Below are 24,038 nucleotides of genomic sequence, written 5' to 3'. Positions count from 1 at the left end.
CCGCCGCATCCGCGTCGCCGGCGCGCGCCCTCTGCTGTCCCGCTGTCCTGCTGTCCCGCCTTCCCGCTGTCCGCGTCCCCGTTTCCCTTGCACCACGACCGCCGGCCGTTGTCCGTTCAACGCCGCGCCTGCAAACGTTTCCGGACTTCACATGAATGACACCGAATACTCGCTATGCTCGCGGCGGCACGACCGGTGCAGCCGCATCCTGCGCCGCAGACGCGCCCGTTATTTCCCGCATGTCCCGCCAACCGGCTCCCCCTTTAACGCACGATAACGACCATGACCCGATCGAACCGTCGTGACTTCCTGCGCGTCGCCGCCGGCACCGCCGGCGCCGCCGCGCTGAACCTGTTCCCGCCCGTGATCCGCGATGCGCTCGCCATTCCCGCGAACCGCCGTACCGGCACGATCCGCGACATCGAACACATCGTGATTCTGATGCAGGAGAATCGCTCGTTCGACCATTACTTCGGCACGATGCGCGGCGTCCGCGGCTTCGGCGACCCGCGCCCGCTGCGCCTCGCGAACGGCAAGTCGGTGTTTCACCAGCCGGTCGGCCCGGCCGAGCTGCTGCCGTTCCACCCGGGCGCCGACAAGCTCGGTTTGCAGTTCCTGCAGGACCTGCCGCACGGCTGGCAGGACATGCACGCCGCGTGGAACAAGGGCCGCTACGACCAGTGGGTGCCGAACAAGGGCACCACGACGATGGCGTACCTGAAGCGCGACGACATTCCGTTCCACTACCAGCTCGCCGACGCGTTCACGATCTGCGACGCGTACCACTGCGCGATCCCGAGCTCGACCGACCCGAACCGCTACTACATGTGGACCGGCTACGTCGGCAATGACGGCACGGGCGGTGGCCCGGTGCTCGGCAACGAGGAAAAGGGCTACGGCTGGACGACCTATCCGGAAGTGCTCGAGCAGGCCGGCGTGTCGTGGAAGATCTACCAGGACATCGGCACGGGGCTCGACGCGAACGGCTCGTGGGGCTGGACGCAGAACCCGTACATCGGCAACTACGGCGACAACGCGCTGCTCTACTTCAACCAGTACCGCAGCGCGCTGCCCGGCACGCCGCTGTACGACAAGGCGCGCACCGGCACCAACATCAGCGCCGGCGGCACGCTGTTCGACGTGCTGCAGCAGGACGTGAAGAACGGCACGCTGCCGCAGGTGTCGTGGATTTGCGCGCCGGAAGCGTACTCGGAGCACCCGAACTGGCCGGCGAACTACGGCGCGTGGTACATCGAGCAGGTGCTGAAGGCGCTCGTGTCGAATCCGGACGTGTGGAGCAAGACCGCGCTCTTCATCACCTACGACGAGAACGACGGCTTCTTCGATCACGTGCAGCCGCCGTTCGCGCCGCAGTCGCGCGACAACGGGCTGTCAACGGTCGCGACGACCAACGAGGTGTTCGCCGGCGATGCGTCGCACATGGCCGGCCCGTACGGGCTCGGACCGCGCGTGCCGATGCTGGTGGTGTCGCCGTGGACCAAGGGCGGCTGGGTCTGTTCGCAGACCTTCGATCACACGTCGCTGCTGCAATTCATCGAAGCGCGCTTCGGCGCGCAGTACGCGGTCACCGCGGCGAACGTGTCGCCGTGGCGCCGTACGGTGTGCGGCAACCTGACGTCCGCGTTCGACTTCGCAACGCCCGACGCAAGCTGGCCACAGCTCCCGGACACGAGCGGCTACGCGCCGCCCGACCGCAACCGTCACCCCGACTACATCCCGGTGCCGCCGGTCGTCCAGCATCTGCCGAAGCAGGAGGCCGGCCTGCGTCCGGCGCGCGCGCTGCCGTACGAACTGTTCGTGCACGGACGGATCGACAACGCGAGCGGCCAGTTCCGGCTGACCTTCGCGAACACCGGCGCGGCGGGCGCGGCGTTCCAGGTTCAGGCACGCAACCGCGTCGACGGCCCGTGGACCTACACGGTCGACGCCGGCAAGCGGCTCTCCGACACGTGGAGCCCGGCGCCGTCGCTCGGCCTGTACGACCTCGACGTGTACGGCCCGAACGGCTTCTATTGCCACTTCCGCAGCCCCGCCGCGTCGGCGGTCGGCCCCGCGAGCGTCAACCCCGAGGTGATCTACGGCTACGACGTCGCGAACGGCAACATCACGCTGCGCCTGATGAACCGCGGCCACAAAACCGTGCGGCTCAAGGTGACGAACGCATACGGCCACGGCCATGCACGTGAGTTCGACCTCAAGCCGGGTACGCACGTCGACGACTACTGGGACCTGCGCGGCAGCAACGGCTGGTATGACCTGACCATCAGCGACGGCAAGCCGCTCGGATTCCAGCGCCGCTTCGCGGGCCACGTCGAGACCGGCCGCCCGAGCACCAGCGACCCGCTGATCCGCACGACCGCGGCGCACGACGACGCCGAAGCCGCATCGGACGCGCTGTCCGACTGACGGTTCGCATGACGCGGCGCGGCCCCGGCGGGCCGCGCCGTGTCTGCCCCCCACCGCCGCTCGCCTTCCGACCCGTTGCGCTCGCGACGGGAAACTCCCGATACCGGCCGCCCACGCTCGCGTAGAAGCTATGCGCAAATCCGCACCGAATGCGCAGCAAATTGCCAAGACCCGCGCATATCGGCGACCTATATATCGAAGCGATCGGGGCTCCTCGCAGAGCCTGACGGGAGATTCTTCCGGGAAGCATCAGCATGCCAACCTCCCCGCCCGATTCCGAGAAGCGGTCGAACCGCCCGCCCGTCGCACGCGCCCGGCCCGCCGGCTGCGTGCGGTACCCACCCGCTGGTGTAAGAACAAGAGGAACGAACATGAAATTCCGTCATTCCCTGTTGTCGGTATCGGTCGTATCCGCGGTAGCTCTCCTCTCGCAACAGGCTGCTCAGGCGGCCGACTCAACCGACGTGAAGGTCGGCTTCGCCGCGCCGCTCACCGGCGTGAACGCCGGTTACGGGAAGGATCTCCAGAACGGCGTACAGCTCGCGCTCGACGATGCGGCCGCGCAGAAGATCCAGATCGCCGGCAAGCCCGCGCACTTCAACCTCGTCGTGCAGGACGACCAGGCCGACCCGCGCATCGGCGTGCAGGCCGCCCAGGCGCTCGTCGACCAGAACGTGTCGGTGGTGGTCGGCCACTTCAACTCGGGCACGACGATTCCGGCGTCGGTGGTCTACGACAAGGCCGGCATCCCGGTGATCGACCCGGCCGCGACCAACCCGACGCTCACGTCGCGCGGGCTCGCGAACATGTTCATGGTGATCGCGACCGACGGCCAGAACGCCGGCAACGCGGGCAAGTACGCCGTGGACGTGACCAAGGCGAAGCGCATCGCGATCATCGACGACCGCACCGCGTTCGGCCAGGGCGAGGCCGACGAGTTCGAGAAGGCCGTGAAGGCGGCCGGCGGCAACATCATCGGCCGCGAGTTCACCAGCAACCAGGCGGTCGACTTCCGCGCGCAGATCACGAGCCTGAAGGGCAAGAATCCCGACCTGATCTTCTTCGGCGGTCTCGACTCGCTCGCCGCGAACTTCATCAAGCAGATGCGCCAGCTCGGGCTGAACGCGCAGTTCGTCGGCGGCGGCGGCGTGAAGGACAACGAGTTCATCAAGATCGCCGGCCCGGCCGCGGAAGGCGCGATGGCGTGGGAATACGGACGGCCGCTCGACGAGCTGCCGCAGGGCAAGGATTTCGAGCAGCGGTTCAAGAAGCGCTTCGGTGTCGACGTGCTGTCGTATGCGCAGTTCGGCTACGACGCGGCGTGGGCGGCGATCAAGGCGATGCAGGCGGTCAACTCGACCGATCCGAAGGTCTATCGCCCGGCGTTGAAGAAAGTCGATTTCGAAGGTGTCACCGGCCGCATCTCGTTCGCGAGCGACGGCTCGCTGAAGAGCGGGATGTCGACGCTGTATCAGGTGAAGAGCGGTACGTGGAAGACCATCGTGACGAAGGGAGGCTGATCGAGCAGGATCGGCTGCCTGGATAGCCAGGCGGCCTGGGGGCGGGCCACGGCGGAAACGCCGCCCCGCCTTCTCTCGCACGATGCGCGTGCCGACGGATGCGTCGCCAGCAATAAAACGATCGGCGCAATCGCACCGATCTTATACGATGACTGATGTTGCGGCGATATTCGACGTGACCCGCGGCATTGTGCGGGCCGTCTCGTCAGCTGGCCTGCGTGTCGCGTTCCGCCTCGGCCGCCTCGTGCGCACGGCGCAGCCGCTCGCGGCTGTTGGTCAGGTGCGTGCGCATTGCGGCACGCGCGGCCTCCGGGTCGTGACGCGCGATCGCCTCGTAAATGTCTTCATGCTCGTGATTGAGCCGGCCGACATAGCGCTCGAGGTCGTCACCGGCGAAGCGCGCCGAATTCACGCGCGTGCGCGGAATGATCGACGCGCCGAGTTGCGTCATGATGTCGACGAAGTAGCGGTTGCCGGTGGACTGCGCGATCTGCAGGTGGAACTGGAAATCGAGCTGCGCCGTGTCACGGCCGCCGCCCGCCCCCGACGCGATTGCGTCGAGCGCCCGCCGCAGCGCGGCGAGGTCGGTATCGTTCGCGCGCTGCGCGGCGAGGCTCGCGCATTCGCTTTCGAGGCTGATGCGCAGCTCGAGCACGGCTAGTACGTCGCGCAGCGTCGTGATGGTCGCGGGATCGATGCCGAGTGCCTGGCGGCGCGTCGGTTCGAGCACAAAGCTGCCGATGCCGTGGCGCGTCTCGACGAGGCCGCTCGCCTGCATCCGCGAGATCGCTTCGCGCACGACCGTGCGGCTGACGCCCTGCGCCGCCATGACTTCGGTTTCGGTCGGCAGCTTGTCGCCGGGACGCAGCGTGCCGTTTTCGATCTGCGCGGTCAGCGCGTCGACGACATCTTGTGCGAGGCTGCGTGCGCGACGGCGCGGCGCTGCGGGAAGCGTGGGCACGGACATGAGGCCGGTTCCTTTTTGAATGATCGTAATGTGAGCCGAGGGTTTACGCGGGGTTTGAGCGAACGCCGATGATTCATTATACTGCGTCACAAGTCATCCGACGACTGATGATCGCGATACGGATCTCCTGTTGACCAAGGCTGGTGTACAAGCACCTGCCGGGTCCCGTGGTTCGCGATCGGCCAGCATGCGCGCTTGTGCGCGGCTGCCGGCGCCCGGTTTCACGGTCGACACCGAAGCGCGCATTCGCGCTTGGCTCCGGTCCGCCGCGACACCGGCATCAAGCGGGTCGCCCTCACCCTTTCGGGTTGCTGTCGACATGCGGGGCTTGCGCGCCGCGCACGTCGGTTGTCGAATGATCGCACCTCCCGCCGCGCGCGGCAAAGCTTTTGCCGCACGGCATTGCCCACTCTTTCGCCATCGCCGCCATGAACGCCGTCACTGCCTCGCCTTCCCACGACACGCCGCGCATCGTCGACCTGCAAGCCATCCCGGTCGCCGGCCACGACAGCATGCTGCTCAACCTGAGCGGTGCGCACGGCCCGTTCTTCACCCGCAACCTCCTGATCCTGAAGGACAGCGCGGGCCGCACCGGCGTCGGCGAGGTGCCGGGCGGCGAAAGCATCCGCCGCACGCTCGAGGATGCGCGCGCGCTCGTCGTCGGTCAGCCGGTCGGCAACTACCATGCGGTGCTCAACGACGTGCGGCGCACCTTTGCCGACCGCGACGCGAGCGGCCGCGGCCTGCAGACCTTCGACCTGCGCACCACGATCCACGCGGTCACCGCGCTCGAAGCCGCGCTGCTCGACCTGCTCGGCCAGCATCTCGGCGTGCCCGTGGCCGCCCTGCTCGGCGAGGGACAGCAGCGCGAGCGCGTCGAGATGCTCGGCTACCTGTTCTACGTCGGCGACCGGACGCAAACCGCGCTGCCCTATCGCGACGGCCGTGGCGCGACCGACGACTGGACGCGCGTGCGCGACGAGGCCGCGCTGACGCCCGAGGCGGTCGTGCGCCTCGCCGAAGCCGCGCATGCGCGCTACGGGTTCAACGACTTCAAGCTGAAGGGCGGCGTGTTCGAAGGCGCGCGCGAGATCGAAGCCGTGACGGCGCTCGCCGAGCGCTTCCCCGACGCGCGCGTGACGCTCGATCCGAACGGCGCGTGGTCGCTCGACGAGGCCGTGCGGCTGTGCCGCGACCTGCATCACGTGCTCGCCTATGCGGAAGATCCGTGCGGTGCGGAAAACGGCTACTCGGGCCGCGAGGTGATGGCCGAATTCCGCCGCTCGACCGGGCTGCCGACGGCGACCAACATGATCGCGACCGACTGGCGGCAGATGGGCCATGCGGTGCAGTTGCAGGCGGTCGACATCCCGCTCGCCGACCCGCACTTCTGGACGATGCAGGGCTCGGTGCGCGTCGCGCAGATGTGCCGCGACTGGGGCCTCACGTGGGGCTCGCATTCGAACAACCACTTCGACGTGTCGCTCGCGATGTTCACGCACGTCGCGGCCGCCGCACCCGGTCGAGTCACCGCGATCGATACGCACTGGATCTGGCAGGACGGCGAACGGCTGACGCGCGAGCCGCTGAAGATCGAGAACGGGCTCGTGGAAGTGCCGAAGCGTCCGGGTCTCGGCATCGACATCGACATGGATGCGGTCGCGGTCGCACACGAGTTGTACAAGCAGCACGGGCTCGGCGCGCGCGACGATGCAGCCGCGATGCAGTATCTGATTCCGGGCTGGACGTTCAACAACAAGCGCCCCTGCCTCGTGCGCTGAGCGCAGGACGAGCCGGGCGGCTGGTCCGCCCGGCCGGAAGGCCTAACCGGCCGCCCCGATCCCCCGCGCCATTCCCGACGCGGCGAACACGATGACCATCACGAGCGCGGCCTGCCAATGGCCGATGCGCACATAGGTCCGTGCGCGGCCCAGATCGGGCATCTGCTGTTGCCGCGCGGCGATGCGCCAGCGGATCAGCCCGAGCATCGGCGCGATCTCGAGCAGCAGGATCAGCACGAGCGCGGTCATCTTGAGGTGAAAGAGCGGCGCGTGAAGGTAATACGCGGCGCCCTTCTCGAAGCCGCCGAACGCGCGTGCGAGCCCCGTCGCGATCAGCACCAGCGCGGACAATCCCCAGGCCGCGTCGGCCTTGAACACGCCGGGCAGGTCGGCGGCCTGCGCCGACGCGATGACCCGGCGCAGCGCGCGGTTGCGCCCCGCGATCGCGGCGAACGCGACGCCGAACGCCATGAGGTGAACGGCTGCCAGCAACCAGCGAACAATCATTGCGCCTCCTTGTCGCCCGCGCGCCGCGCAGGCCTTGTCAGACGATCTGCTTGAGCGCGGCGTCGAGCGCGAGCACCGCAACGCGGTCGCCCTCGGTCGCGAGCGGCGCGCGCATCACGATCTGCCGGTTATGGCCGACGGCCGCCGGAGAATCCCACAGCAGTTCCACCTTCGGCCGCCGAAACAGGCTGCCGCGACGCGGCGGCACGGCGGCCGCCTGCGCACCCTGCTCGGCCGCGGCGGACGCGCCCTGGCCGGGCCAGCGCACCGACAGTTCGCGCGCGTCGTACTGGCCTACCTTACGGCTCTCCATCCAGACGATCGCGGTACGCGTGAGCGTATCGAGCGAGATCGCGTAGCGGCCGACCGCGAAGCGTCGCGCGGCCACGTTGGTGCGCCACAGCGGCCGCGGGCGACACATCCACACGATCGCCGCATACAGCGCCGGCGCGGCGATGAGCCAGCCGTTGGTCGCCGTCACCGCGTGCAGCGCACGGCGCCAGCCGGCCGCCCACGCGAACGCGCCGATCGACCACACGGCAAACAGGAAACCGATCAGCGCGAAGACCCGCAGCGCCTGGCGCAGCCACTGCGGCAGCGGATGGAACGGCCGCTCGGCGCGCGCGACGGCGCCCGGCAGCGCGAGCAGCAGGAAAATCAGCACGAGATAGACGAACGCCCACGGCGACGACACCATCGCCGACAGCGACGCGCGATAGCCCATCTGCGACATCGAGAACAGCCAGCGCGCGAGCAGCACGAGACCGATCGCGCGCAACGCGAAGATCACGCCGGCGCCGGGGGCCGGCGCTGCGCGCGTGGTTTTCGATCTCGCCAAGACTGCTCTCCTCTCGATGTGCGTGCGGGGCCGGATTTCGCGGCACGGCCATTATAGGGACATTACCGTCTGGACAGACGACCGGATGGCGTGCCGGGGCGCTTCCGGGACCGTTCGCGGCGCCGGGCGCGGCGAGAATACAACAGATCGGCGCCGCAGATGTGACAACGCCCCGCCGGGGACCCGGACGGGGCGTCAATGACGGCCTCAGCCGCAGTGCGGCCGACGCGCCGGCATCAGCCTGCGTTGACTTCGCGCAGCACCGTGCGGTGCTTCTGGCGCAGCAGTTCCTCGTAGCCCTTCACGTAGTTCTGCGCCATCACCTTCGACGAGAAACGTGCTTCGAACGCGGCGCGCACCTTCTCGCGCGGCAACGTATCGAGACGCTTGAGCGCCGCGACGGCCGACAGTTCGTCTTCGACGACGAAGCCCGACACGCCGTTTTCGATCACTTCCGGCACCGAACCGCGCTTGAATGCGATCACCGGCGTGCCGCAGGCCATCGCCTCGATCATCACCAGGCCGAACGGCTCCGGCCAGTCGATCGGGAACAGCAGCGCGTGCGCGTTGCCAAGGAATTCGGTCTTTTCCGACTCGCTGATTTCACCGATGTACTCGACGTGCGGCAGCGCGAACAGCGGCTTGATCTTCTCTTCGTAGTACGCGCGGTCGGCCTTGTCGAGCTTCGCGGCGATCTTGATCGGCAGGCCGGCCTGCTCGGCGATGCGAATCGCGGTGTCGACGCGCTTCTCCGGCGAGATGCGGCCGAGGAACGCGAGGTAGCTCGGCTTCACGTTCGGGATCGGCGTCAGCAGGTTTTCCGGCAGGCCGTGATACACGGTCGACAGCCAGTTCGCCTGCGGCAGCGGGATGCGCTGGTTGTCGGAGATCGACACGACCGGCACGTCGCTGAACGCGTTGAAGATCGGCTGCAGTTCCGGCAGGTCGAGACGGCCGTGCATCGTCGTCAGATGCGGGACCGGCTGGCGCGAGAACAGCGAGAACGGGTAGTAGTCGATGTGGCAGTGCAGGACGTCGAACTCTTCCGCACGGCGGCGCACCTGCTCGAGGAGCAGCATGTGCGGGGCCATCACGTCGCGGATCGTCGGGTCGAGGCGCAGCGCCTGCGGCCAGCACGCTTCGAGCTTCGCCGACGTTTGCGAATCGCCGCTCGCGAACAGCGTGACGTCATGCCCCATCTCGACAAGCGCTTCGGTGAGGTAGGACACCACTCGCTCGGTACCACCGTACAGTTTCGGGGGCACCGCTTCGTGCAACGGAGCGATTTGGGCGATTCGCATGCGTAACTCCTAAAAAATCGGCTAAAAACCAGGTATGGGTCGGCAACCTGCCGGCGGTCCGGGCTGGATGCATTTCGTCCGAAAATCGGACGAATCAGCCTGCCGGGGGCGTCGAACCCGCGCTGCTCAAGGAGCGTCGGCGACGCGACAGGCATAGAACGTTTGAAACGAAGACCCGTTGACAGGGGTTCGTAAAAACCTGGAATCGAACCCGGAGCCGATTATCTAGGGTTAATCCCGATACGGCGCACAACATTTCAAACACTTTACTTTGTTACAAAGGTGCAACACTTTGCAACCCGCGGACTTGGGCGTCCGTTCTAGAGTGGAAGGCCCTTTTGGCGTTCCGAGTCGTCCCCTCGCTGCCGGCATCGCGATTCCGGCGCATGCGGCAGGACGGATGCCGAATTTTATCTCAAAATTGGTCGCGCGCCCCTGACCAAGGCAAGATTCGCGCAGCGCAATGCACGGCCTTGTTTACAATGCCGGATTATTCAGTCCGGGCGACCGTGGGCTGCGATCCACCGATCCGCTCAATCACCGAATCACCGCACGCATATTTTGGAATCTCTCACCCCTGCCCAGCGCAACGCCCACAACGCGAAGCTGTCGAGCTACGCGCATCGGCCGATCGCGTTTCTGTTCCGCTACATCCGCCTGCATCCCGTCGCGCACCTGATCGTGCTCTGCAGCGTGCTGGCCGCCGTCGGCTGCGCGCTCGGCTCGCAATACGCGATCAAACACCTGATCGACGTGCTCGCGACCGGGCGTCATCATCCTGGCCCGCTGTGGAGTGCGTTCGCGCTGCTCGTCGGGCTGATCGCGGCCGACAACCTGCTGTGGCGCGTCGGCGGCTGGGTCGCCGCGCACACGTTCGTCGCGGTCACCGGCGACCTGCGGCGCGACCTGTTCCAGTACCTGATCGGCCATTCGCCGACGTACTACTCGGAAAAGCAGCCGGGCACGCTCGCGAGCCGCATCACCGCCACGTCGAACGCCGTCTATACGTCCGAGAACACGATGGCGTGGAACGTGCTGCCGCCGTGCATCGCGGTGATGGGCGCGATCCTGATGATCATCGTCGTGAACCCGCTGATGGCCGCCGGCCTGCTCGGCTGTTCGGCCGTGCTCTCGGTCGTGTTGTTCAAGCTTGCCGGGCGCGGTTCCGCGCGCCATCACGCGTTCGCGTCGAAGGCCGCGGCGGTCGACGGCGAGCTCGTCGACGTGATCGGCAACATGGGCCTCGTGCGCGCGTTCGGGATGACGCTGCGCGAACAGAAGCGCTTCGGCGCAACGGTGAAGGCCGAGATGGACGCGCGCCAGCAAAGCCTGCTCTATCTCGAGAAGCTGCGCCTGCTGCACGCGGTGATCACCGCGATGCTGTCCGCCGGCCTGCTCGGCTGGGCGCTGTGGCTGTGGGACCAAGGCCGCGCGACCTCCGGCGACATCGTGCTCGTCAGCTCGCTCGGCTTCACGATCCTGCACGGCACGCGCGATCTGGCGGTCGCGCTCGTCGACGTCACGCAGCATGTGGCGCGCCTGTCCGAAGCCGTGAAGACGCTGCTCGAGCCGCACGGGATGCCGGACCGCTCCGACGCGCAACCGCTGTCGGCCAAGGGTGGGCGCGTCGATTTCGAACGCGTGACGTTCGCGTATCCGCATCGCCGCGCGATCCTCGACCACTTCGACCTCCATATCGAACCGGGCCAGCGCGTCGGCCTCATCGGCAAGTCGGGCGCCGGCAAGTCGACCGTGCTCGCGCTGCTGCAGCGCTTCTACGACACGCAGGACGGCGCCGTGAAGGTCGACGGGCAGGACGTGAAGGCGATCACGCAGGACAGCCTGCGGCACGCGATCGCGCTCGTGCCGCAAGACATCTCGCTGCTGCACCGGACCATCTACGACAACATCGCATACGGCCGCCCCGAGGCGACCCGCGAGGAAGTGCTCGCCGCCGCGCGCGACGCCCGCTGCTCGGAGTTCATCGAGGCGATGCCGGAAGGCTATGACACGATCGTCGGCGACCGCGGCGTGAAGCTGTCGGGCGGCCAGCGCCAGCGCATCGCGATCGCGCGTGCGATCCTGAAGGATGCGCCGATCCTGCTGCTCGACGAAGCGACGTCCGCACTCGACAGCGCATCCGAGGAAGCGATCCAGAGCGCGCTCGACCGCCTGATGGTCGGCCGCACGGTGATCGCGATCGCGCACCGGCTGTCGACGCTGCGCAACTTCGACCGGATCATCGTGATGAGCAACGGCAAGGTGATCGACGACGGCAGCCCCGACGTGCTGCGCAACCGTCCGGGCCTGTACCGCGACCTGCTCGCGAAGCAGCACGGCCGCCATCACGCGCCCGACGGCACCGCACCGACCGGCGAACGCGTGGCCTGACGCCGCGCAGCGCAGCTCAGCGCAGCCGACAAAAAAAGCCGCCGTGCGCGAAGCACGGCGGCTTTTTTCATGGCATCGCGCGGCCTCTGCCGTGCAGCGCGCGGGTTACACGCGCTGCAGGTCGCGGAGGAAGTTGTCGCGCCACACCGACACGTTGTTCTCGCGCAGCTGCGCGATCATGTCCGCATAGCGCGCGCGCCGCTCGGCGAGCGGCATCGTCAGCGCCTGCGACAGTGCATCGGCCATCCCGTCGATGTCGATCGGATTGACGATCAGCGCGCCCGTCAGCTCGCGCGCTGCGCCCGCGAACCGCGACAGCACGAGCACGCCCGGATCGTCCGGATTCTGCGCGGACACGTATTCCTTCGCGACGAGGTTCATGCCGTCGCGCAGCGGCGTCACGAAGCCCACGCGCGCGAGGCGATACAGCGCGGCCAGCACCTGTCGGTCGTACTGGCGGTGAATGTAGAGGATCGGCGCCCAGTCGAGCTCCGCGTAGCGGCCATTGATGCGCCCCGACTCCGCTTCGAGCTGCAGGCGGATGTCCTGGTACGCGCGCAGGTCGGCGCGCGTCGACGGCGCGATCTGCAGGAACGACACGCGGTTGCGGATCGACGCCTGGTGCTCCAGCAGCTTCTCGAACGCGCGGAACCGCTCGACGAGCCCCTTCGAATAATCCAGCCGGTCGACGCTCATGATCAGCTGGCGCCCGCGCAGCGACATGGCCATGCGCGCCGCCTTGCCGTTCTCGCCGGCCTGCGCGAGCGACGCGATCTCGTCCGGATACACGCCGATCGGATAGGCGGCCGCACGCAGCGTGTTGCCGAACGCGCTGACGCGCACCGTGCGCCCCTCGCGCGCCACTTCGCCGCCGGCCTCGAACTCGATGTAGTCGCAGAACGCGCGCAGGTCCGGCTCGGTCTGAAAGCCGAGCAGGTCGAACGCGCACAGCGACTCGACGAGCTCGCGATGCGGCGGCACGTTGACGAGCACCTGTGCGGCCGGAAACGGAATGTGCAGGAAAAAGCCGATGCGGTTCTTCACGCCGGCCGCCCGAAGTGCACGCGCGAACGGGATCAGGTGATAGTCGTGCACCCAGATCACGTCGTCGTCCTGCAGCAGCGGCACGAGCTGCTGTGCGAGCCAGACGTTCACTCGGCTGTAGCCTTCGAACTCGTGGCGGTCGTACTGGATCAAGTCTGCGCGGTAATGAAACGCGGGCCACAGCGTCGCGTTCGAGAAACCTCGGTAGTACTGGTCGTAATCGCGACGTGACAGCCCGACGGTCGCGAACGTCACGGGGCCGCGCTCCTCGACCCGGATCTGCGGCGCACCAGACGCGACCACCTCGCCGCTCCAGCCGAACCACATGCCGCCCGTCTCCTTCAGCGCGTCGTACACGCCGATCGCGAGGCCGCCCGCCGCCGGCTCGCCTTCCGAAATCGGGGCGACGCGGTTCGAAACGATGATGAGTCGACTCATGCGCCCTGCTGCTCCGCGCCAAGCCAGCGGGCGATCTGCTCGTGCAGCGCGTCGACCGAGTCGAGCCGCGTGCGGGCCGACGTCTCGCCCGCGCCGACCTTGATCGACAGGCCGCCGCGCGCGTTGACCACCGCGAAGCCCTTCTCGTCGGTCAGGTCGTCGCCCGCGAACAGCGGCATGCGGCCCGCGAACGGCGGCTCGTCGAGAAACGCGGCCAGCGCGCGACCCTTGTCGACGCCCTTCGGCTTGATCTCGAATACCATCTTGCCGGGTTGCAGCACGTACGCATCCGCATATTCGGCGACGAGGCGCTCGGCCGCCTCGCGCGCGGCCGGCTCGCGCTCGGGTGCGTTGCGGTAATGCAGCGCGACGGCCGCACCCTTGATTTCGAGCAGCATGCCCGGATGACGGTCGACGACGGCCGCGAGCTCGCGCTCGATGCGCAGCAGCCGTTCGTCGTTGAAGCCGATACGCTGCGTGTCGCCGTTCGCATCGCGACGCTCGGCGCCGTGCAGGCCTGCGATCGGCAGGTCCGGCATGTTCAGGAACGTGTCGAGATTGTCGATGCCGCGACCCGACACGACGGCGACCGCGCCGTGCGTGCGACGCCGCAGTTCATCGAGCAGCGTCAGCAGCGACGGTGGCACGTGAATGCTGTCGGGCGTCGGCGCCAGCTCGACGAGCGTGCCGTCGAAGTCGAAAAAGAACGCGGTATCGGTCAGGGACAGGGAAGCCGGAACGGATTGCATCGATTCGATGGTCTGAGGAGCGGCCTGCAAACGCGGGCCGCCGCTGCGAGAATGGAATTGTGCGCATCTTACCGCGCCTGCGTAGCGAGATGGGCGAAACCGGTGGCGGGCGAGCCTCGCGCAGCCATCCGCGTCAACTGCGACATATTGCCCCGCTCGCCCATGCCGTACGGGTTTCGAAAGGACGCAGGCGCAGGAATTGCGCTACAGTCTGCAACCGCCGGCCGCGCGACGCATGGCGCCGCGCCGGCCGACGACCGTTCCGTCCGATCGAGCCCCAGGATGTCGTCTGCCCGTCCCGCGCCGCACCGGCGCCTCTTCAGTCCGACCCGCTTCGTCCGCACGGCCGCGACGCTGACCGCCGCCGTCGCGCTCGCCGCATGCACGCACGACGAGCCGAACTGGCACCTGACCAACGTCACAGGCCACCTGCCCGACCTGTCGTTCACGCTCACCGGCGGCGACGGCCACGCGGTCGACGCGAACGCGTTTCGCGGCCGCGTCGCGCTCGTCTACTTCGGCTATACGCACTGTCCGGACGTCTGCCCCGAAACGATGGCACGGCTGATGGAAGTGCTCGCGAAGCTCGGCCCGCGGGCGAACGACGTGCGCATCCTGTTCGTCTCGGTCGACCCCGCGCGCGACACGCCGCAGACGATGCAGGCGTACGTCGCCGCGTTCGACGCCGCGCACGCGCGCGGCCTGACCGGCACCGACAGCCAGATCGAATCGCTCGCGAAACGCTATCGCGTCGCGTACCAGATGGAAAAACGCGATCCGTCCGGCGGCTACGAGGTTACGCACAGCTCGGCCGTCTACATCTTCGACGCGAACGGTCGCGCGCGCCTGCTCGCGACCGACCGCGATTCGCCCGACGCCATCGCCGCCGATGTGCGCCGGATCATCGACACCGCCTCCACCACCTGAACTCCGACATGAAGACGCCCCTCAAGACGTTCGCCCTCCTCGCCGCGCTGTGCACCGGCGCGCACGCGTATGCCGCCGGCACGATCATCGCGCAGAACGCATGGGTGCGCTGGCTGCCGAACAAGCTGCCCGCGGGCGGCTACGTGACGCTCGTCAACACGGGCGACAAGCCGGTCGATCTCGTCGACGTCGACAGCCCCGACTACGGGATGGCGATGCTGCACCAGACCGTGTCGAACGGCTCGACGCAGAAGATGGAAATGGTCGACAAGCTGACGATCCCCGCGCGCGGCAAGGTCGACATCACGCCGGGCGGCTATCACTTCATGCTCGAGGAACCCAGGCACACGATCAAGCCGGGCGACACCGTGCGCCTGCGCCTGAAGTTCTCCGATGGCGAGACGGTCGACACGCCGTTCGCCGTGAAGTCGCCGGCCCAGGCGAAGTGATGCGCGCGCGATGAACGTCCTGTACTGGCTCGATCCGTGGGAACCGTCGCCGACCGTGGTCATCGCGGTGCTGACGGCCGCCGTGCTGTTCGCGCGCGGCGTGAAGAAGGCGAAGGTGTCGCCCCTGCGACAGTTCTCGTTCTGGCTCGGGCTGACGGCGCTCTACATCGCGCTCCATACCCGGCTCGACTACTTCTTCGAGCACGAATTCTTCATGCACCGTGCGCAGCACCTCGTGCTGCATCACCTCGGGCCGTTCTTCATCGCGCTGGCCTACCCGGGCGCGGCGATCCGCGCGGGCATACCGTTTCGCTGGCGGCAGCGCTTCGTGCGCCCCGCGCTCGCGTGGGCGCCCATGCGCGCGACGCTCGACGTGGTGTTCCATCCGGTCGTCGCGGTCGTGCTGTTCGTCGGGCTGATCTATTTCTGGCTGCTATCGCCGATCCACTTCATCGCGATGCTCGACTGGCGCCTGTATCGCGTGATGAACTGGAGCATGGTAATCGACGGGCTGCTGTTCTGGTGGCTCGTCGTCGATCCGCGTCCCGCGCCGCCCGCGCGGCTGTCACCGGGCCGCCGGATCCTGATCGTCGTCGCGGCGATCCCGCCGCAGATCGCGCTCGGTGCGCTGATCTTCTTCACGCCGCACGAGTTGTATCCGATCTACTCGATCTGCGGACGCGCATTCACATGGCTCAGCCCGCTGCGCGATCAGCAGATCGGCGGCCTGCTGCTTTGGATCCCGGGTTCGATGATGAGCGTGATCGGCGCGCTGATCGCGCTGCGGCACTGGCTGCGACTGTCGGCGCGCGGCCGCTTGGTCGACGAACGGGCGGCCACCCGGCACGCGCAAAACTCGCAGGTGACTCGCGCCGCCCACTGACGGCGCGGCGCGTCAGCCGCGCGCGCTGGTCATCCACACGTGCGGGATGCCGTCCTCGTCGTGCACGTCCGAGCTCGGCGCGAAACCGAATGCCCCATAGAAGCGCTGCAGATGGGCTTGCGCATGCAGGCTCACCTGCGCATCCGGCCACTGCGCGCGGATGAACTCGAGCGCGCGCGACAGCAACGCGTTGCCGAGGCCCGCGCCGCGAAACGGCGCGGTCGTCAGCACACGGCCGATGCGCACGTCAGTGTGCTGCGCATCCGGCAGCAGCACGCGCAGATAGCCGGCGAGGCGGCCCGCCGGGTCGTACGCGGCCAGGTGCCATGCGGCCTGATCCGCACCGTCGATGTCGCGATACACGCAGTTCTGCTCGACAACGAACACGGCGCTGCGCGCGTCGAGGATCGAATAGAGTTCACGCGCCGTCAGCGCGTCGAAGGATTTCCAGTGCCAGTCGAGATCGTCGGCGCGCACGGAGGCGGCAGGTGCGGAAGCGTTCATGGTCGGTCCTGAATCAAGCGCGCCGGCCGGCGCGCAGCAACCGATGATTATGCCTCGAAGCGCACGCGGCACGCGTGCAGCCGCGCCGCGCATGAAAAAAAGCCCCGCATTGCGCGGGGCCTGTCCGTCACACCGGCATCTGGCCGAAGCGGCCGCTGTTGAAATCGTCGATCGCGGTCCGGATTTCCTCTTGCGAGTTCATCACGAACGGCCCGTAACCGACGACCGGCTCATCGATCGGCTCGCCGCTCAGAATCAGCAGCTTGGCATCGCCGTTCGCTTCGATCTCGACGTCGCGGCCGTCGCGGCTCAGTTGCACGAACTGCGCTTCGCGGGCGACCGTCTCGCCGTTCACCAGCAATGTCCCGCTCAGCACGACCACCGCGAGCGTCCGCCCTTCGGCGATCGGGAACCGAGCACGGCCGCCTGCTGCAAGCCGCACGTCCCACACATCGATCGGCGTGTGCGTGCGGGCCGGGCCGCGCCGCCCGTCGAACTCGCCCGCGATGATCCGCGCGCGACCTGCGCCGTCCGGCAATTCGACCACCGGGATGTCCGCGTTCAGAAGCGTCTGATAACCGGGCGCACCCATCTTGTCGGCCGCGGGCAGGTTCACCCACAGCTGCACCATCTCGAGCGGGCCGCCACGCTTCGTGAACGCTTCCGAGTGAAATTCCTCGTGCAGGATCCCGCTCGCGGCCGTCATCCACTGCACGTCGCCCGGGCCGATCACGCCGCCCGCGCCGGTCGAGTCGCGGTGTGCGACTTCGCCGTCATAGACGATCGTCACCGTTTCGAATCCGCGGTGCGGGTGCTGTCCCACCCCGCGCGGCGCCGAAGCCGGCTCGAAGTTCGCGGGACCGGCGTAGTCGAGCAGCAGGAACGGGCTCAGATGTGCGCCGTGAGACTGATAGCTGAACATCGAACGCACCGGGAAACCGTCGCCGACCCAATGACCGCGCGGCGCACTGTACACACCCTGGATCTTCTTCATTTGCCTTCTCCGAATTGCGGTGAAACACGTGTTTCGCATCCTGAGAAGGAATATAGAGGTGGAACGATCGATGCGGTAGACTGCCAAAATCGCACTCAGCGTTCTATTTCATGAACGATAACGAACGGGATCTGAACGATCTCTATTACTTCGTGCAGGTGGTCGAGCACGGCGGCTTCGCGCCGGCAGGACGCGCGCTGAACATGCCGAAATCGAAGCTGAGCCGCCGCATCGCGCTGCTTGAAGCGCGGCTCGGAATGCGGCTGATCCAGCGCTCGACACGCCGCTTCACTGTCACCGACGTCGGCCAGACCTATTACGCGCATTGTCGCGCGATGCTCGTCGAAGCGGACGCCGCCGACGAGGCGATCGCGCTGCTGCACGAGGAGCCGCGCGGCATCGTGCGGGTCAGTTGCCCGGTCGTGCTGCTCGATTCGCTGGTCGGCGCGATGATCGCCGCGTTCATGGTCACGTGCCCGCGCGTCGAGATTCATCTCGAAGCGACCAACCGGCGCGTCGACGTCGTCGGCGAAGGGATCGACGTCGCGATTCGCGTGCGCCCGCCGCCGCTCGAGGACAGCGATCTCGCATTGCGCGTGCTGGCCGAGCGCGGGCAGTGTCTCGTCGCGAGCCCCGCGTTGCTGCGCGAGCGCGGCGTGCCGGCCGTCCCCGCAGACCTGACCCGCTTGCCGAGCCTCGATCACGGCGTGCCGCAGGCCGCGCACGTATGGCGGCTGCGCGGCCCCGACGGCGCGCAGGCGGAAATCCATCACCAGCCGCGGCTCGTGACGGGCGGCATGCTCGCACTGCGTGCGGCGGCCGTCGCGGGCGTCGGCATCGTGCAGTTACCCACGATGATGGTGCGTGACGAAGTCGCGCGCGGCGAACTGGCGATCGTGCTGCCGGACTGGGCACCGCGGCGCGAAATCGTGCACGCGGTGTTCGCGTCGCGGCGCGGACTGCTGCCCGCGGTGCGCGCGCTGCTCGATTTCCTGGCCGAGCGGTTCGCCGCGCTCGAACCTGATTGAGCGACGGCGCTGCGCGTTCACCACGGCGCCCCCGAACCACACGCTGCAAACGAGCCGCGCGTGCCGTAGACTGCGGGACGCGCATCGCGCTTTTCACAACCCCGCTGCCCACAACCCTTTTCGCATTTCAGCCATGTTCACGCTGTCCACCGCCCCTCACGCCTCCAAGGCCGAACTCTATGCGACGCTCGTCGAGCAGGCACGCGCGCTCGTCGAAACGGAACGCGACCTGACCGCGAACGCCGCGAACTTCTCCGCGCTCGTCTATCACTCGCTCGACCGCCTGAACTGGGCCGGCTTCTATTTCTTCGACGGGACTGAACTCGTGGTCGGCCCGTTCCAGGGCAAGCCCGCGTGCGTGCGGATCGCGCTCGGCAAGGGCGTGTGCGGCACGGCCGCGCAGACCCGCGAGACGCAGGTCGTGCGCGACGTGCACGAATTCCCCGGCCATATCGCCTGCGATGCCGCGTCGGAATCGGAAATCGTCGTGCCGCTGGTGGCCGCCGACGGCACGCTGATCGGCGTGTGGGACGTCGACAGCCCCGTTGCCGCACGTTTCGATGACGAGGACCGCAACGGAATGGAAGCGCTGTGCCGCGTATTCGTCGAGCACGCATGGCAGAAGGCGCGCGGTTGAGCCCCGGTTGAGCCGCGTGGCGCTGCGGGTCGCGGCGGTGGAGACGATCCTCTGCTGATCGCGCCGCGCGACTCCAAATGAAAAGGCCCCATGACGGGGCCTTTTTCATTGCGCCGCTGCGTGCGGCACGCCGCGCGTCAGGCCGCGTGCGTGCCGGACAGCGCCGCGAACGCCGGCGGCCTCACATCGTCCGACAGGATCTCGAAGCCCTGCTCCGTCACGACGACCATGTGCTCCCATTGGGCGGATAGCGAATGGTCCTTGGTGACGACCGTCCAGCCGTCGGCCAGCACGCGCGTATCGCGCTTGCCCGCGTTCAGCATCGGCTCGATCGTGAAGATCATCCCCGGCCGCAGCGGCACGCCGGTGCCCGGGCGGCCGTAGTGCAGCACCTGAGGCTCGTCGTGATATACGTCGCCGATCCCGTGCCCGCAATACTCGCGAACCACGCTGAACCCTTCTCGATGTGCGACCTGCTGGATCGCGTAGCCGACGTCGCCGAGCGTCGCGCCCGGACGAACCGCGCGGATGCCCGCATGCATCGCCTCGTAGGTCGTCGCGACGAGGCGCCGCGCCAGTTCGCCCGGCTCGCCGACGAAGTACATGCGGCTCGTGTCGCCGAACCAGCCGTCCTTGATCACCGCGATGTCGAGATTCACGATGTCGCCGTCGCGCATCGGCCGAGACGACGGAATGCCGTGACAGACCACGTGATTGACCGACGTGCACAGGGTTTTCGGATACCCGTGGTAGCCAATGTTCGCCGGGATCGCGCGGAGTTCGTCAACGATGTATTCGCGGCAGCGCGCATCCAGCTCGTCGGTGGTGACGCCCGGCTTCACGTGCTCGGTGATCATCGTCAGCACCTGAGACGCGAGCTTCGCGGCCTCGCGCGACCTGGCGATTTCCGCGGCACCGCGGATCGGGATTTCGCGTCTCGCCATCACGCCACCTGCTCGATGCCGTGGGCGACCGACTCTGTCGGTCGGGCATCGCCGCCGCGCGCTTCGGTCTCGATCAGCATCCGGCAAATATCGCCGTAGGACAGTGACGGATTGAGCTCCGCCAGCATCCCGACGCGCAGCCAGTGCTCCGCCTGTGCATTGATCGAACGGCTCAGCGCGGTGCTGGTCGAGCGCAGCCGTTCGTGCATGTGCTCGGATATCTTGATGATTCCCATATGTCTCTAATTAAACGAAATATAGCCGTTTCGTATATTACGCTCGCCCGGGTCGTCGGGCAAGCACGCGACCGACGGCGAATCGTCGACCCGCGACAGCAGGAATCCCGTTGACATCAAATTCCAACTTGCTGGACAATAAATCCATCATGCAAGAATCAACCGCTGCCCCCGCCGACGACACCGGCATCAACGAACGCATTGCCCGGCGCGTGCGCGACCTGCGCACGCTGCGAGGCTACACGCTGGATGCGCTCGCCGCGCGTTCCGGCGTCAGCCGTTCGATGATCTCGCTCATCGAGCGTGCGTCGGCGAGCCCGACGGCCGTCGTGCTCGACAAGCTCGCGGCCGGTCTGGGCGTGTCGCTGGCCGGGCTGTTCGCCGGCGATCGCGACGACGCACCCGCGCAGCCGCTGGTGCGGCGCGCACAGCAGGCGGAATGGCGCGATCCGGCATCCGGGTACGTGCGGCGCAATCTGTCGCCGCCCGGATGGCCGTCGCCGATCCAGCTCGTCGAGGTCGATTTCCCGCCCGGCGCGCGCGTCGCGTACGACTCCGGCGGGCGCGAAAGCGCGCTGCATCAACAGGTGTGGGTCGTCCGCGGGTGCATCGACGTCACATTCGGCGATCAGCTTCACAAACTACACGAAGGCGACTGTCTCGCCATGTGCGTCGATCAGCCGCTGGTTTTCAGCAACCCGTCGTCGCACGTCGCGCGCTATGTCGTCGCGATCTGCGATGCCCCCGCCGCCATCGGCGCGCGGAATGTGTCATCCGTTCAAGGCCGACAGGCGCAGGAGCCCGTATGAATTCCCCGACACCGCGCGACGACGTGCGCCTGATCGATTGCAACGAGGCCGAGCATGCCGCGGCCATTCTCGAGATCCTGAACGATGCGATCTTGAACTCCACCGCGCTGTACGACTACCAGCCTCGCCCACCGGAAGCGATGGTCACCTGGTTCGCGACGAAGCGCGCCGGCGGGTTTCCGGTCGTCGGCGCGGTCGACGAATCGGGCACGCTGGTCGGCTTCGCGAGCTGGGGCACGTTCCGCGCGTTCCCGGCGTTCAAGTACACGGTCGAGCACAGCGTCTACGTCCACCGCGACCATCGCGGCCGCGGGCTCGGCGAATTGCTGCTGCGCGAGTTGATCCGGCGTGCGCGCGAAGCTGACGTGCATTTGCTGGTCGGCTGCATCGACGCGACCAACAGCGGCAGCGTCGCGCTGCATACGCGGCTCGGCTTCGCACACTCGGGCACGATCACCGAAGCGGGCTTCAAGTTCGGCCGCTGGCTCGATGCGGCGTTCTATCAGCTGAGGCTCGACACGCCGGCACGGCCGGTCGACGGCTGACCGGCATCGCCGAACGTTCGGCATGCTCATGATGACGCGGGCGGTATAGACGACCCGCAGCACGCCCATCGCTTCGCCCGCGACAACGCGCGATCGCCCCCTCCCCACCGGAGCGCGTTGTCGCCCCTCCTCCGGGCCTTCCCGGGCCGAGGCCTCGCCCCTTTGCCCCGTGACCGCGCGTGTGACGTTCGCCGCATTCTTCTGCGAGAACGGTAGCGATACGGTATTCCCCAGCGGTCGCAGCACGGCCGCGTACCGATCCATCACCCGGAGAATGCCGTATGAAAACGCCCCCTGTCCTGTCGCACCTTGCCGGATCGCGGCGCGATGCCGGCCTCGCGCGCCGCGCTGCCCGACGCGTTGCGTGGTCGCTTGCCGCCCTCCCGCTTTTCTGCGGACAAGCTTTCGCGGCCGGCGCGTGTCCGACGCCGTTCGCGTTGAGCGGCAACACCGATCTGCTGTGGAAGGAAGTCACCAACAACCAGTGGCGCAACATGCTGCCGCGCGGCTGGACCGACAACGGTTTTCATTTCTACAGCCGGGTGCGCAGCCGCGGGCCGGAGAACGGCATCAACACGCCGTCGGACCTCGAATCGGAAATCCGTAAACAGGTGTCGGACGAACCCGCCGGCGGCGGCAACCCGAATCGGCGGACGATCACGCTGCCGATACTGAACAGCAAGGGCCAGCATCTGCTCGCGATTTACGACTACGACGGCAAGAGCACGTCGAAGTGCGAGTTGGTGACGCTGACGTATCCGGCGGAATAGATGCGCGAATGAGGCGCGGAAAAAAGAAAAGCCCCGCCGAAGCGGGGCTTTTTCTCTTCTTACCTGGAGGCGCGAGCCGGAGTCGAACCGGCCTAAACGGCTTTGCAGGCCGCTGCATAACCGCTTTGCTATCGCGCCAAAAGCGGACTGTCCGGATGCCGTGGAGGCAAGCGACAGATTTCTTATTCGATGACCATCAGTCCATCAAATAAAAAGGGAAGCGTGGCTTCCCCATTACTTGGAGCGGGAGACGAGTCTCGAACTCGCGACCTCAACCTTGGCAAGGTTGCGCTCTACCAACTGAGCTACTCCCGCATTGTCCTGCACCTGCAGCGCTTTGCCATTCAACACGCTGCCAGAAAAATCTGGAGCGGGAGACGAGTCTCGAACTCGCGACCTCAACCTTGGCAAGGTTGCGCTCTACCAACTGAGCTACTCCCGCATGTATCCTGCATCTGCAGCGCTTTGCCGTACAACACGCTGCCAGAAAAAATCTGGAGCGGGAGACGAGTCTCGAACTCGCGACCTCAACCTTGGCAAGGTTGCGCTCTACCAACTGAGCTACTCCCGCGTATTGATACGCTACTGCTTCCCCGTCACACACTTACTTCGTCGTGCAGCGGAGAAGCGAGATTATGTCGAAGGCACATTCGTGTGTCAAGGGCTTTTCCAGCCCTTTTTCCAAAAACCTGCGCAACCGACCATGCGGGGCCGATCACGCGCCGCCTCGCTCGCGAATCTGCGGCCATGCAAGCTTCATGTAGTACAGCATCGACCAGATCGTCAGCACCGCGGCGAGATACATCAGCCACTCGCCCCACACGCGCGTGTCGATCGTCGCGATGCCGAGCGGCAGCGGGCCGTAGTACAGCAGCATCGGGATCGCGACCATCTGGCACGCGGTCTTGAACTTGCCGAGCTGGTTGACCGCGACGCTCTTCGACGCGCCGATCTGTGCCATCCATTCGCGTAGCGCCGAGATCGCGATCTCGCGGCCGACGATCACGAGCGCGATCGCCGCATCGACCCGCGAAATCTGCACGAGGATCAGCAGCGCGGCGGTCACCATCAGCTTGTCAGCAACCGGATCGAGGAACGCGCCGAACGACGACGTCTGGTTCCACTTGCGGGCGAGAAACCCGTCGAACCAGTCGGTCAGCGCGGCGAGAATGAAGATCGCCGCCGCCGCGAGGTTGCGGTGCGCGCCGCCCATCACCGTGTCCGGCAGATAGAACACGCCGACGACGAGCGGGATCAGCACGATCCGTACCCACGTCAGGAAAATCGGGAAATTGAACGGCATGGCAGGCGGGTCAGTAAAGGATTTGCAATTGTGCCGTGTCGACCGG

The 24,038-nt window shown here is 67.1% G+C and carries 23 protein-coding genes and 4 tRNA genes; 12 read left to right on the top strand and 15 right to left on the bottom strand.

From position 1 onward, the window contains the following. The first annotated feature begins 282 nt into the window (after positions 1-282). Entirely contained in the window at positions 283-2,427 is a 2,145-nt protein-coding gene (locus ACT2FV_RS22570) for a phosphocholine-specific phospholipase C (RefSeq protein ID WP_124623275.1), read from the top strand. Between the two features lie 371 nt (positions 2,428-2,798). Next, positions 2,799-3,947 carry a branched-chain amino acid ABC transporter substrate-binding protein gene (locus ACT2FV_RS22565; protein WP_124902092.1) on the top strand — a complete coding sequence of 383 codons (1,149 nt, stop codon included), beginning with the start codon at positions 2,799-2,801 and terminating at the stop codon, positions 3,945-3,947. A gap of 205 nt (positions 3,948-4,152) precedes the next feature. Here ACT2FV_RS22565 and ACT2FV_RS22560 read toward each other — a convergent pair whose 3' ends face one another. Continuing rightward, positions 4,153-4,914 carry a FadR/GntR family transcriptional regulator gene (locus ACT2FV_RS22560; protein WP_059599140.1) on the bottom strand — a complete coding sequence of 254 codons (762 nt, stop codon included), beginning with the start codon at positions 4,912-4,914 and terminating at the stop codon, positions 4,153-4,155. 428 nt (positions 4,915-5,342) lie between these two features. Here ACT2FV_RS22560 and gudD point away from each other — a divergent pair, with 428 nt between their 5' ends. Further along, positions 5,343-6,695: a glucarate dehydratase gene (gudD, locus tag ACT2FV_RS22555; protein WP_124623282.1), complete on the top strand. Its 1,353-nt coding sequence runs from the start codon at positions 5,343-5,345 to the stop codon at positions 6,693-6,695. A gap of 42 nt (positions 6,696-6,737) precedes the next feature. Here gudD and ACT2FV_RS22550 read toward each other — a convergent pair whose 3' ends face one another. The 3 genes from ACT2FV_RS22550 to ACT2FV_RS22540 form a co-directional block, all read right to left on the bottom strand. Next, entirely contained in the window at positions 6,738-7,202 is a 465-nt protein-coding gene (locus ACT2FV_RS22550) for a DUF2214 family protein (protein WP_444504826.1), read from the bottom strand. A 37-nt stretch (positions 7,203-7,239) separates the two neighbouring features. Further along, positions 7,240-8,040, bottom strand: coding sequence for a hypothetical protein (locus ACT2FV_RS22545; protein ID WP_444504825.1), 801 nt, complete (start codon positions 8,038-8,040; stop codon positions 7,240-7,242). Between the two features lie 236 nt (positions 8,041-8,276). Further along, a complete protein-coding gene (locus ACT2FV_RS22540; RefSeq protein WP_059599136.1) occupies positions 8,277-9,341 on the bottom strand; it encodes a glycosyltransferase family 4 protein in 1,065 nt (354 codons plus the stop codon). 561 nt (positions 9,342-9,902) lie between these two features. On the opposite strand from ACT2FV_RS22540, the gene ACT2FV_RS22535 reads away from it, so the two are divergent. After that, on the top strand, positions 9,903-11,732 hold the full coding sequence (locus ACT2FV_RS22535; RefSeq protein WP_124623290.1) for an ABC transporter ATP-binding protein: 1,830 nt from the start codon (positions 9,903-9,905) through the stop codon (positions 11,730-11,732). A 105-nt stretch (positions 11,733-11,837) separates the two neighbouring features. Here ACT2FV_RS22535 and otsA read toward each other — a convergent pair whose 3' ends face one another. Both otsA and otsB read right to left on the bottom strand, forming a co-directional pair. Next, positions 11,838-13,214, bottom strand: coding sequence for an alpha,alpha-trehalose-phosphate synthase (UDP-forming) (otsA, locus tag ACT2FV_RS22530; RefSeq protein ID WP_059607101.1), 1,377 nt, complete (start codon positions 13,212-13,214; stop codon positions 11,838-11,840). Continuing rightward, positions 13,211-13,963, bottom strand: coding sequence for a trehalose-phosphatase (gene otsB / locus ACT2FV_RS22525; RefSeq protein WP_124902098.1), 753 nt, complete (start codon positions 13,961-13,963; stop codon positions 13,211-13,213). Before otsB ends, otsA begins: the two co-directional genes overlap by 4 nt. Positions 13,964-14,245: 282 nt before the next feature. Here otsB and ACT2FV_RS22520 point away from each other — a divergent pair, with 282 nt between their 5' ends. From ACT2FV_RS22520 to ACT2FV_RS22510, 3 genes are read left to right on the top strand one after another with little or no spacing between them, the layout of a single operon-like run. After that, positions 14,246-14,890: an SCO family protein gene (locus tag ACT2FV_RS22520; protein WP_444504824.1), complete on the top strand. Its 645-nt coding sequence runs from the start codon at positions 14,246-14,248 to the stop codon at positions 14,888-14,890. An 8-nt stretch (positions 14,891-14,898) separates the two neighbouring features. Then, on the top strand, positions 14,899-15,339 hold the full coding sequence (locus ACT2FV_RS22515; RefSeq protein ID WP_444504823.1) for a copper chaperone PCu(A)C: 441 nt from the start codon (positions 14,899-14,901) through the stop codon (positions 15,337-15,339). 10 nt (positions 15,340-15,349) lie between these two features. After that, the gene (locus ACT2FV_RS22510) at positions 15,350-16,222 is read left to right on the top strand and encodes a cytochrome c oxidase assembly protein (RefSeq protein WP_444504822.1); all 873 of its coding nucleotides are present in this window, start codon (positions 15,350-15,352) and stop codon (positions 16,220-16,222) included. 12 nt (positions 16,223-16,234) lie between these two features. On the opposite strand, the gene ACT2FV_RS22505 is transcribed toward ACT2FV_RS22510, so the two are convergent. Both ACT2FV_RS22505 and ACT2FV_RS22500 read right to left on the bottom strand, forming a co-directional pair. Beyond that, entirely contained in the window at positions 16,235-16,726 is a 492-nt protein-coding gene (locus ACT2FV_RS22505) for a GNAT family N-acetyltransferase (RefSeq protein ID WP_124623298.1), read from the bottom strand. Positions 16,727-16,853: 127 nt separating this feature from the next. Further along, complete coding sequence (locus ACT2FV_RS22500; RefSeq protein ID WP_124902100.1) at positions 16,854-17,720, bottom strand: pirin family protein; 867 nt, start codon at positions 17,718-17,720, stop codon at positions 16,854-16,856. A 110-nt stretch (positions 17,721-17,830) separates the two neighbouring features. Here ACT2FV_RS22500 and ACT2FV_RS22495 point away from each other — a divergent pair, with 110 nt between their 5' ends. Further along, positions 17,831-18,748, top strand: coding sequence for a LysR family transcriptional regulator (locus ACT2FV_RS22495; RefSeq protein ID WP_444504821.1), 918 nt, complete (start codon positions 17,831-17,833; stop codon positions 18,746-18,748). A 133-nt stretch (positions 18,749-18,881) separates the two neighbouring features. Further along, positions 18,882-19,385 (top strand): GAF domain-containing protein, encoded by a 504-nt coding sequence (locus tag ACT2FV_RS22490; RefSeq protein ID WP_124623302.1) that lies wholly within the window; start codon positions 18,882-18,884, stop codon positions 19,383-19,385. Between the two features lie 137 nt (positions 19,386-19,522). On the opposite strand, the gene map is transcribed toward ACT2FV_RS22490, so the two are convergent. Together map and ACT2FV_RS22480 are read right to left on the bottom strand one after the other, a co-directional pair. After that, positions 19,523-20,329 carry a type I methionyl aminopeptidase gene (gene map, locus ACT2FV_RS22485; protein ID WP_151048381.1) on the bottom strand — a complete coding sequence of 269 codons (807 nt, stop codon included), beginning with the start codon at positions 20,327-20,329 and terminating at the stop codon, positions 19,523-19,525. Further along, positions 20,329-20,565 (bottom strand): ParD-like family protein, encoded by a 237-nt coding sequence (locus tag ACT2FV_RS22480; protein ID WP_059607081.1) that lies wholly within the window; start codon positions 20,563-20,565, stop codon positions 20,329-20,331. The genes map and ACT2FV_RS22480 overlap by 1 nt, the downstream gene beginning before the upstream one ends. A gap of 149 nt (positions 20,566-20,714) precedes the next feature. Here ACT2FV_RS22480 and ACT2FV_RS22475 point away from each other — a divergent pair, with 149 nt between their 5' ends. From ACT2FV_RS22475 to ACT2FV_RS22465, 3 genes are all read left to right on the top strand, one after another. Then, positions 20,715-21,374, top strand: coding sequence for a helix-turn-helix domain-containing protein (locus ACT2FV_RS22475; RefSeq protein WP_444504820.1), 660 nt, complete (start codon positions 20,715-20,717; stop codon positions 21,372-21,374). Next, positions 21,371-21,919, top strand: coding sequence for a GNAT family N-acetyltransferase (locus ACT2FV_RS22470; RefSeq protein WP_059678706.1), 549 nt, complete (start codon positions 21,371-21,373; stop codon positions 21,917-21,919). Before ACT2FV_RS22475 ends, ACT2FV_RS22470 begins: the two co-directional genes overlap by 4 nt. Before the next feature lie 281 nt (positions 21,920-22,200). Beyond that, complete coding sequence (locus ACT2FV_RS22465) at positions 22,201-22,689, top strand: hypothetical protein (RefSeq protein ID WP_124623310.1); 489 nt, start codon at positions 22,201-22,203, stop codon at positions 22,687-22,689. A gap of 64 nt (positions 22,690-22,753) precedes the next feature. On the opposite strand, the gene ACT2FV_RS22460 is transcribed toward ACT2FV_RS22465, so the two are convergent. The 5 genes from ACT2FV_RS22460 to pgsA all read right to left on the bottom strand — a co-directional run bounded on the left by ACT2FV_RS22460 (position 22,754) and on the right by pgsA (position 23,992). Continuing rightward, positions 22,754-22,827, bottom strand: a tRNA-Cys gene (locus ACT2FV_RS22460). A 101-nt stretch (positions 22,828-22,928) separates the two neighbouring features. Then, positions 22,929-23,004 (bottom strand) — tRNA-Gly (locus tag ACT2FV_RS22455). A gap of 51 nt (positions 23,005-23,055) precedes the next feature. Then, positions 23,056-23,131, bottom strand: a tRNA-Gly gene (locus tag ACT2FV_RS22450). Between the two features lie 53 nt (positions 23,132-23,184). Next, positions 23,185-23,260: transfer RNA gene (locus tag ACT2FV_RS22445), tRNA-Gly, on the bottom strand. 144 nt (positions 23,261-23,404) lie between these two features. Next, positions 23,405-23,992 (bottom strand): CDP-diacylglycerol--glycerol-3-phosphate 3-phosphatidyltransferase, encoded by a 588-nt coding sequence (gene pgsA, locus ACT2FV_RS22440; RefSeq protein ID WP_006757520.1) that lies wholly within the window; start codon positions 23,990-23,992, stop codon positions 23,405-23,407. Positions 23,993-24,038: the final 46 nt, after the last annotated feature.

Origin of the sequence: Burkholderia sp. PR2 (genome assembly GCF_052372875.1) — a bacterium.
In the GTDB taxonomy this organism is placed as follows: domain Bacteria; phylum Pseudomonadota; class Gammaproteobacteria; order Burkholderiales; family Burkholderiaceae; genus Burkholderia; species Burkholderia diffusa.
Note: the sequence above shows the minus strand (reverse complement) of the source record. Positions and strands in the feature narration are given on the sequence as shown.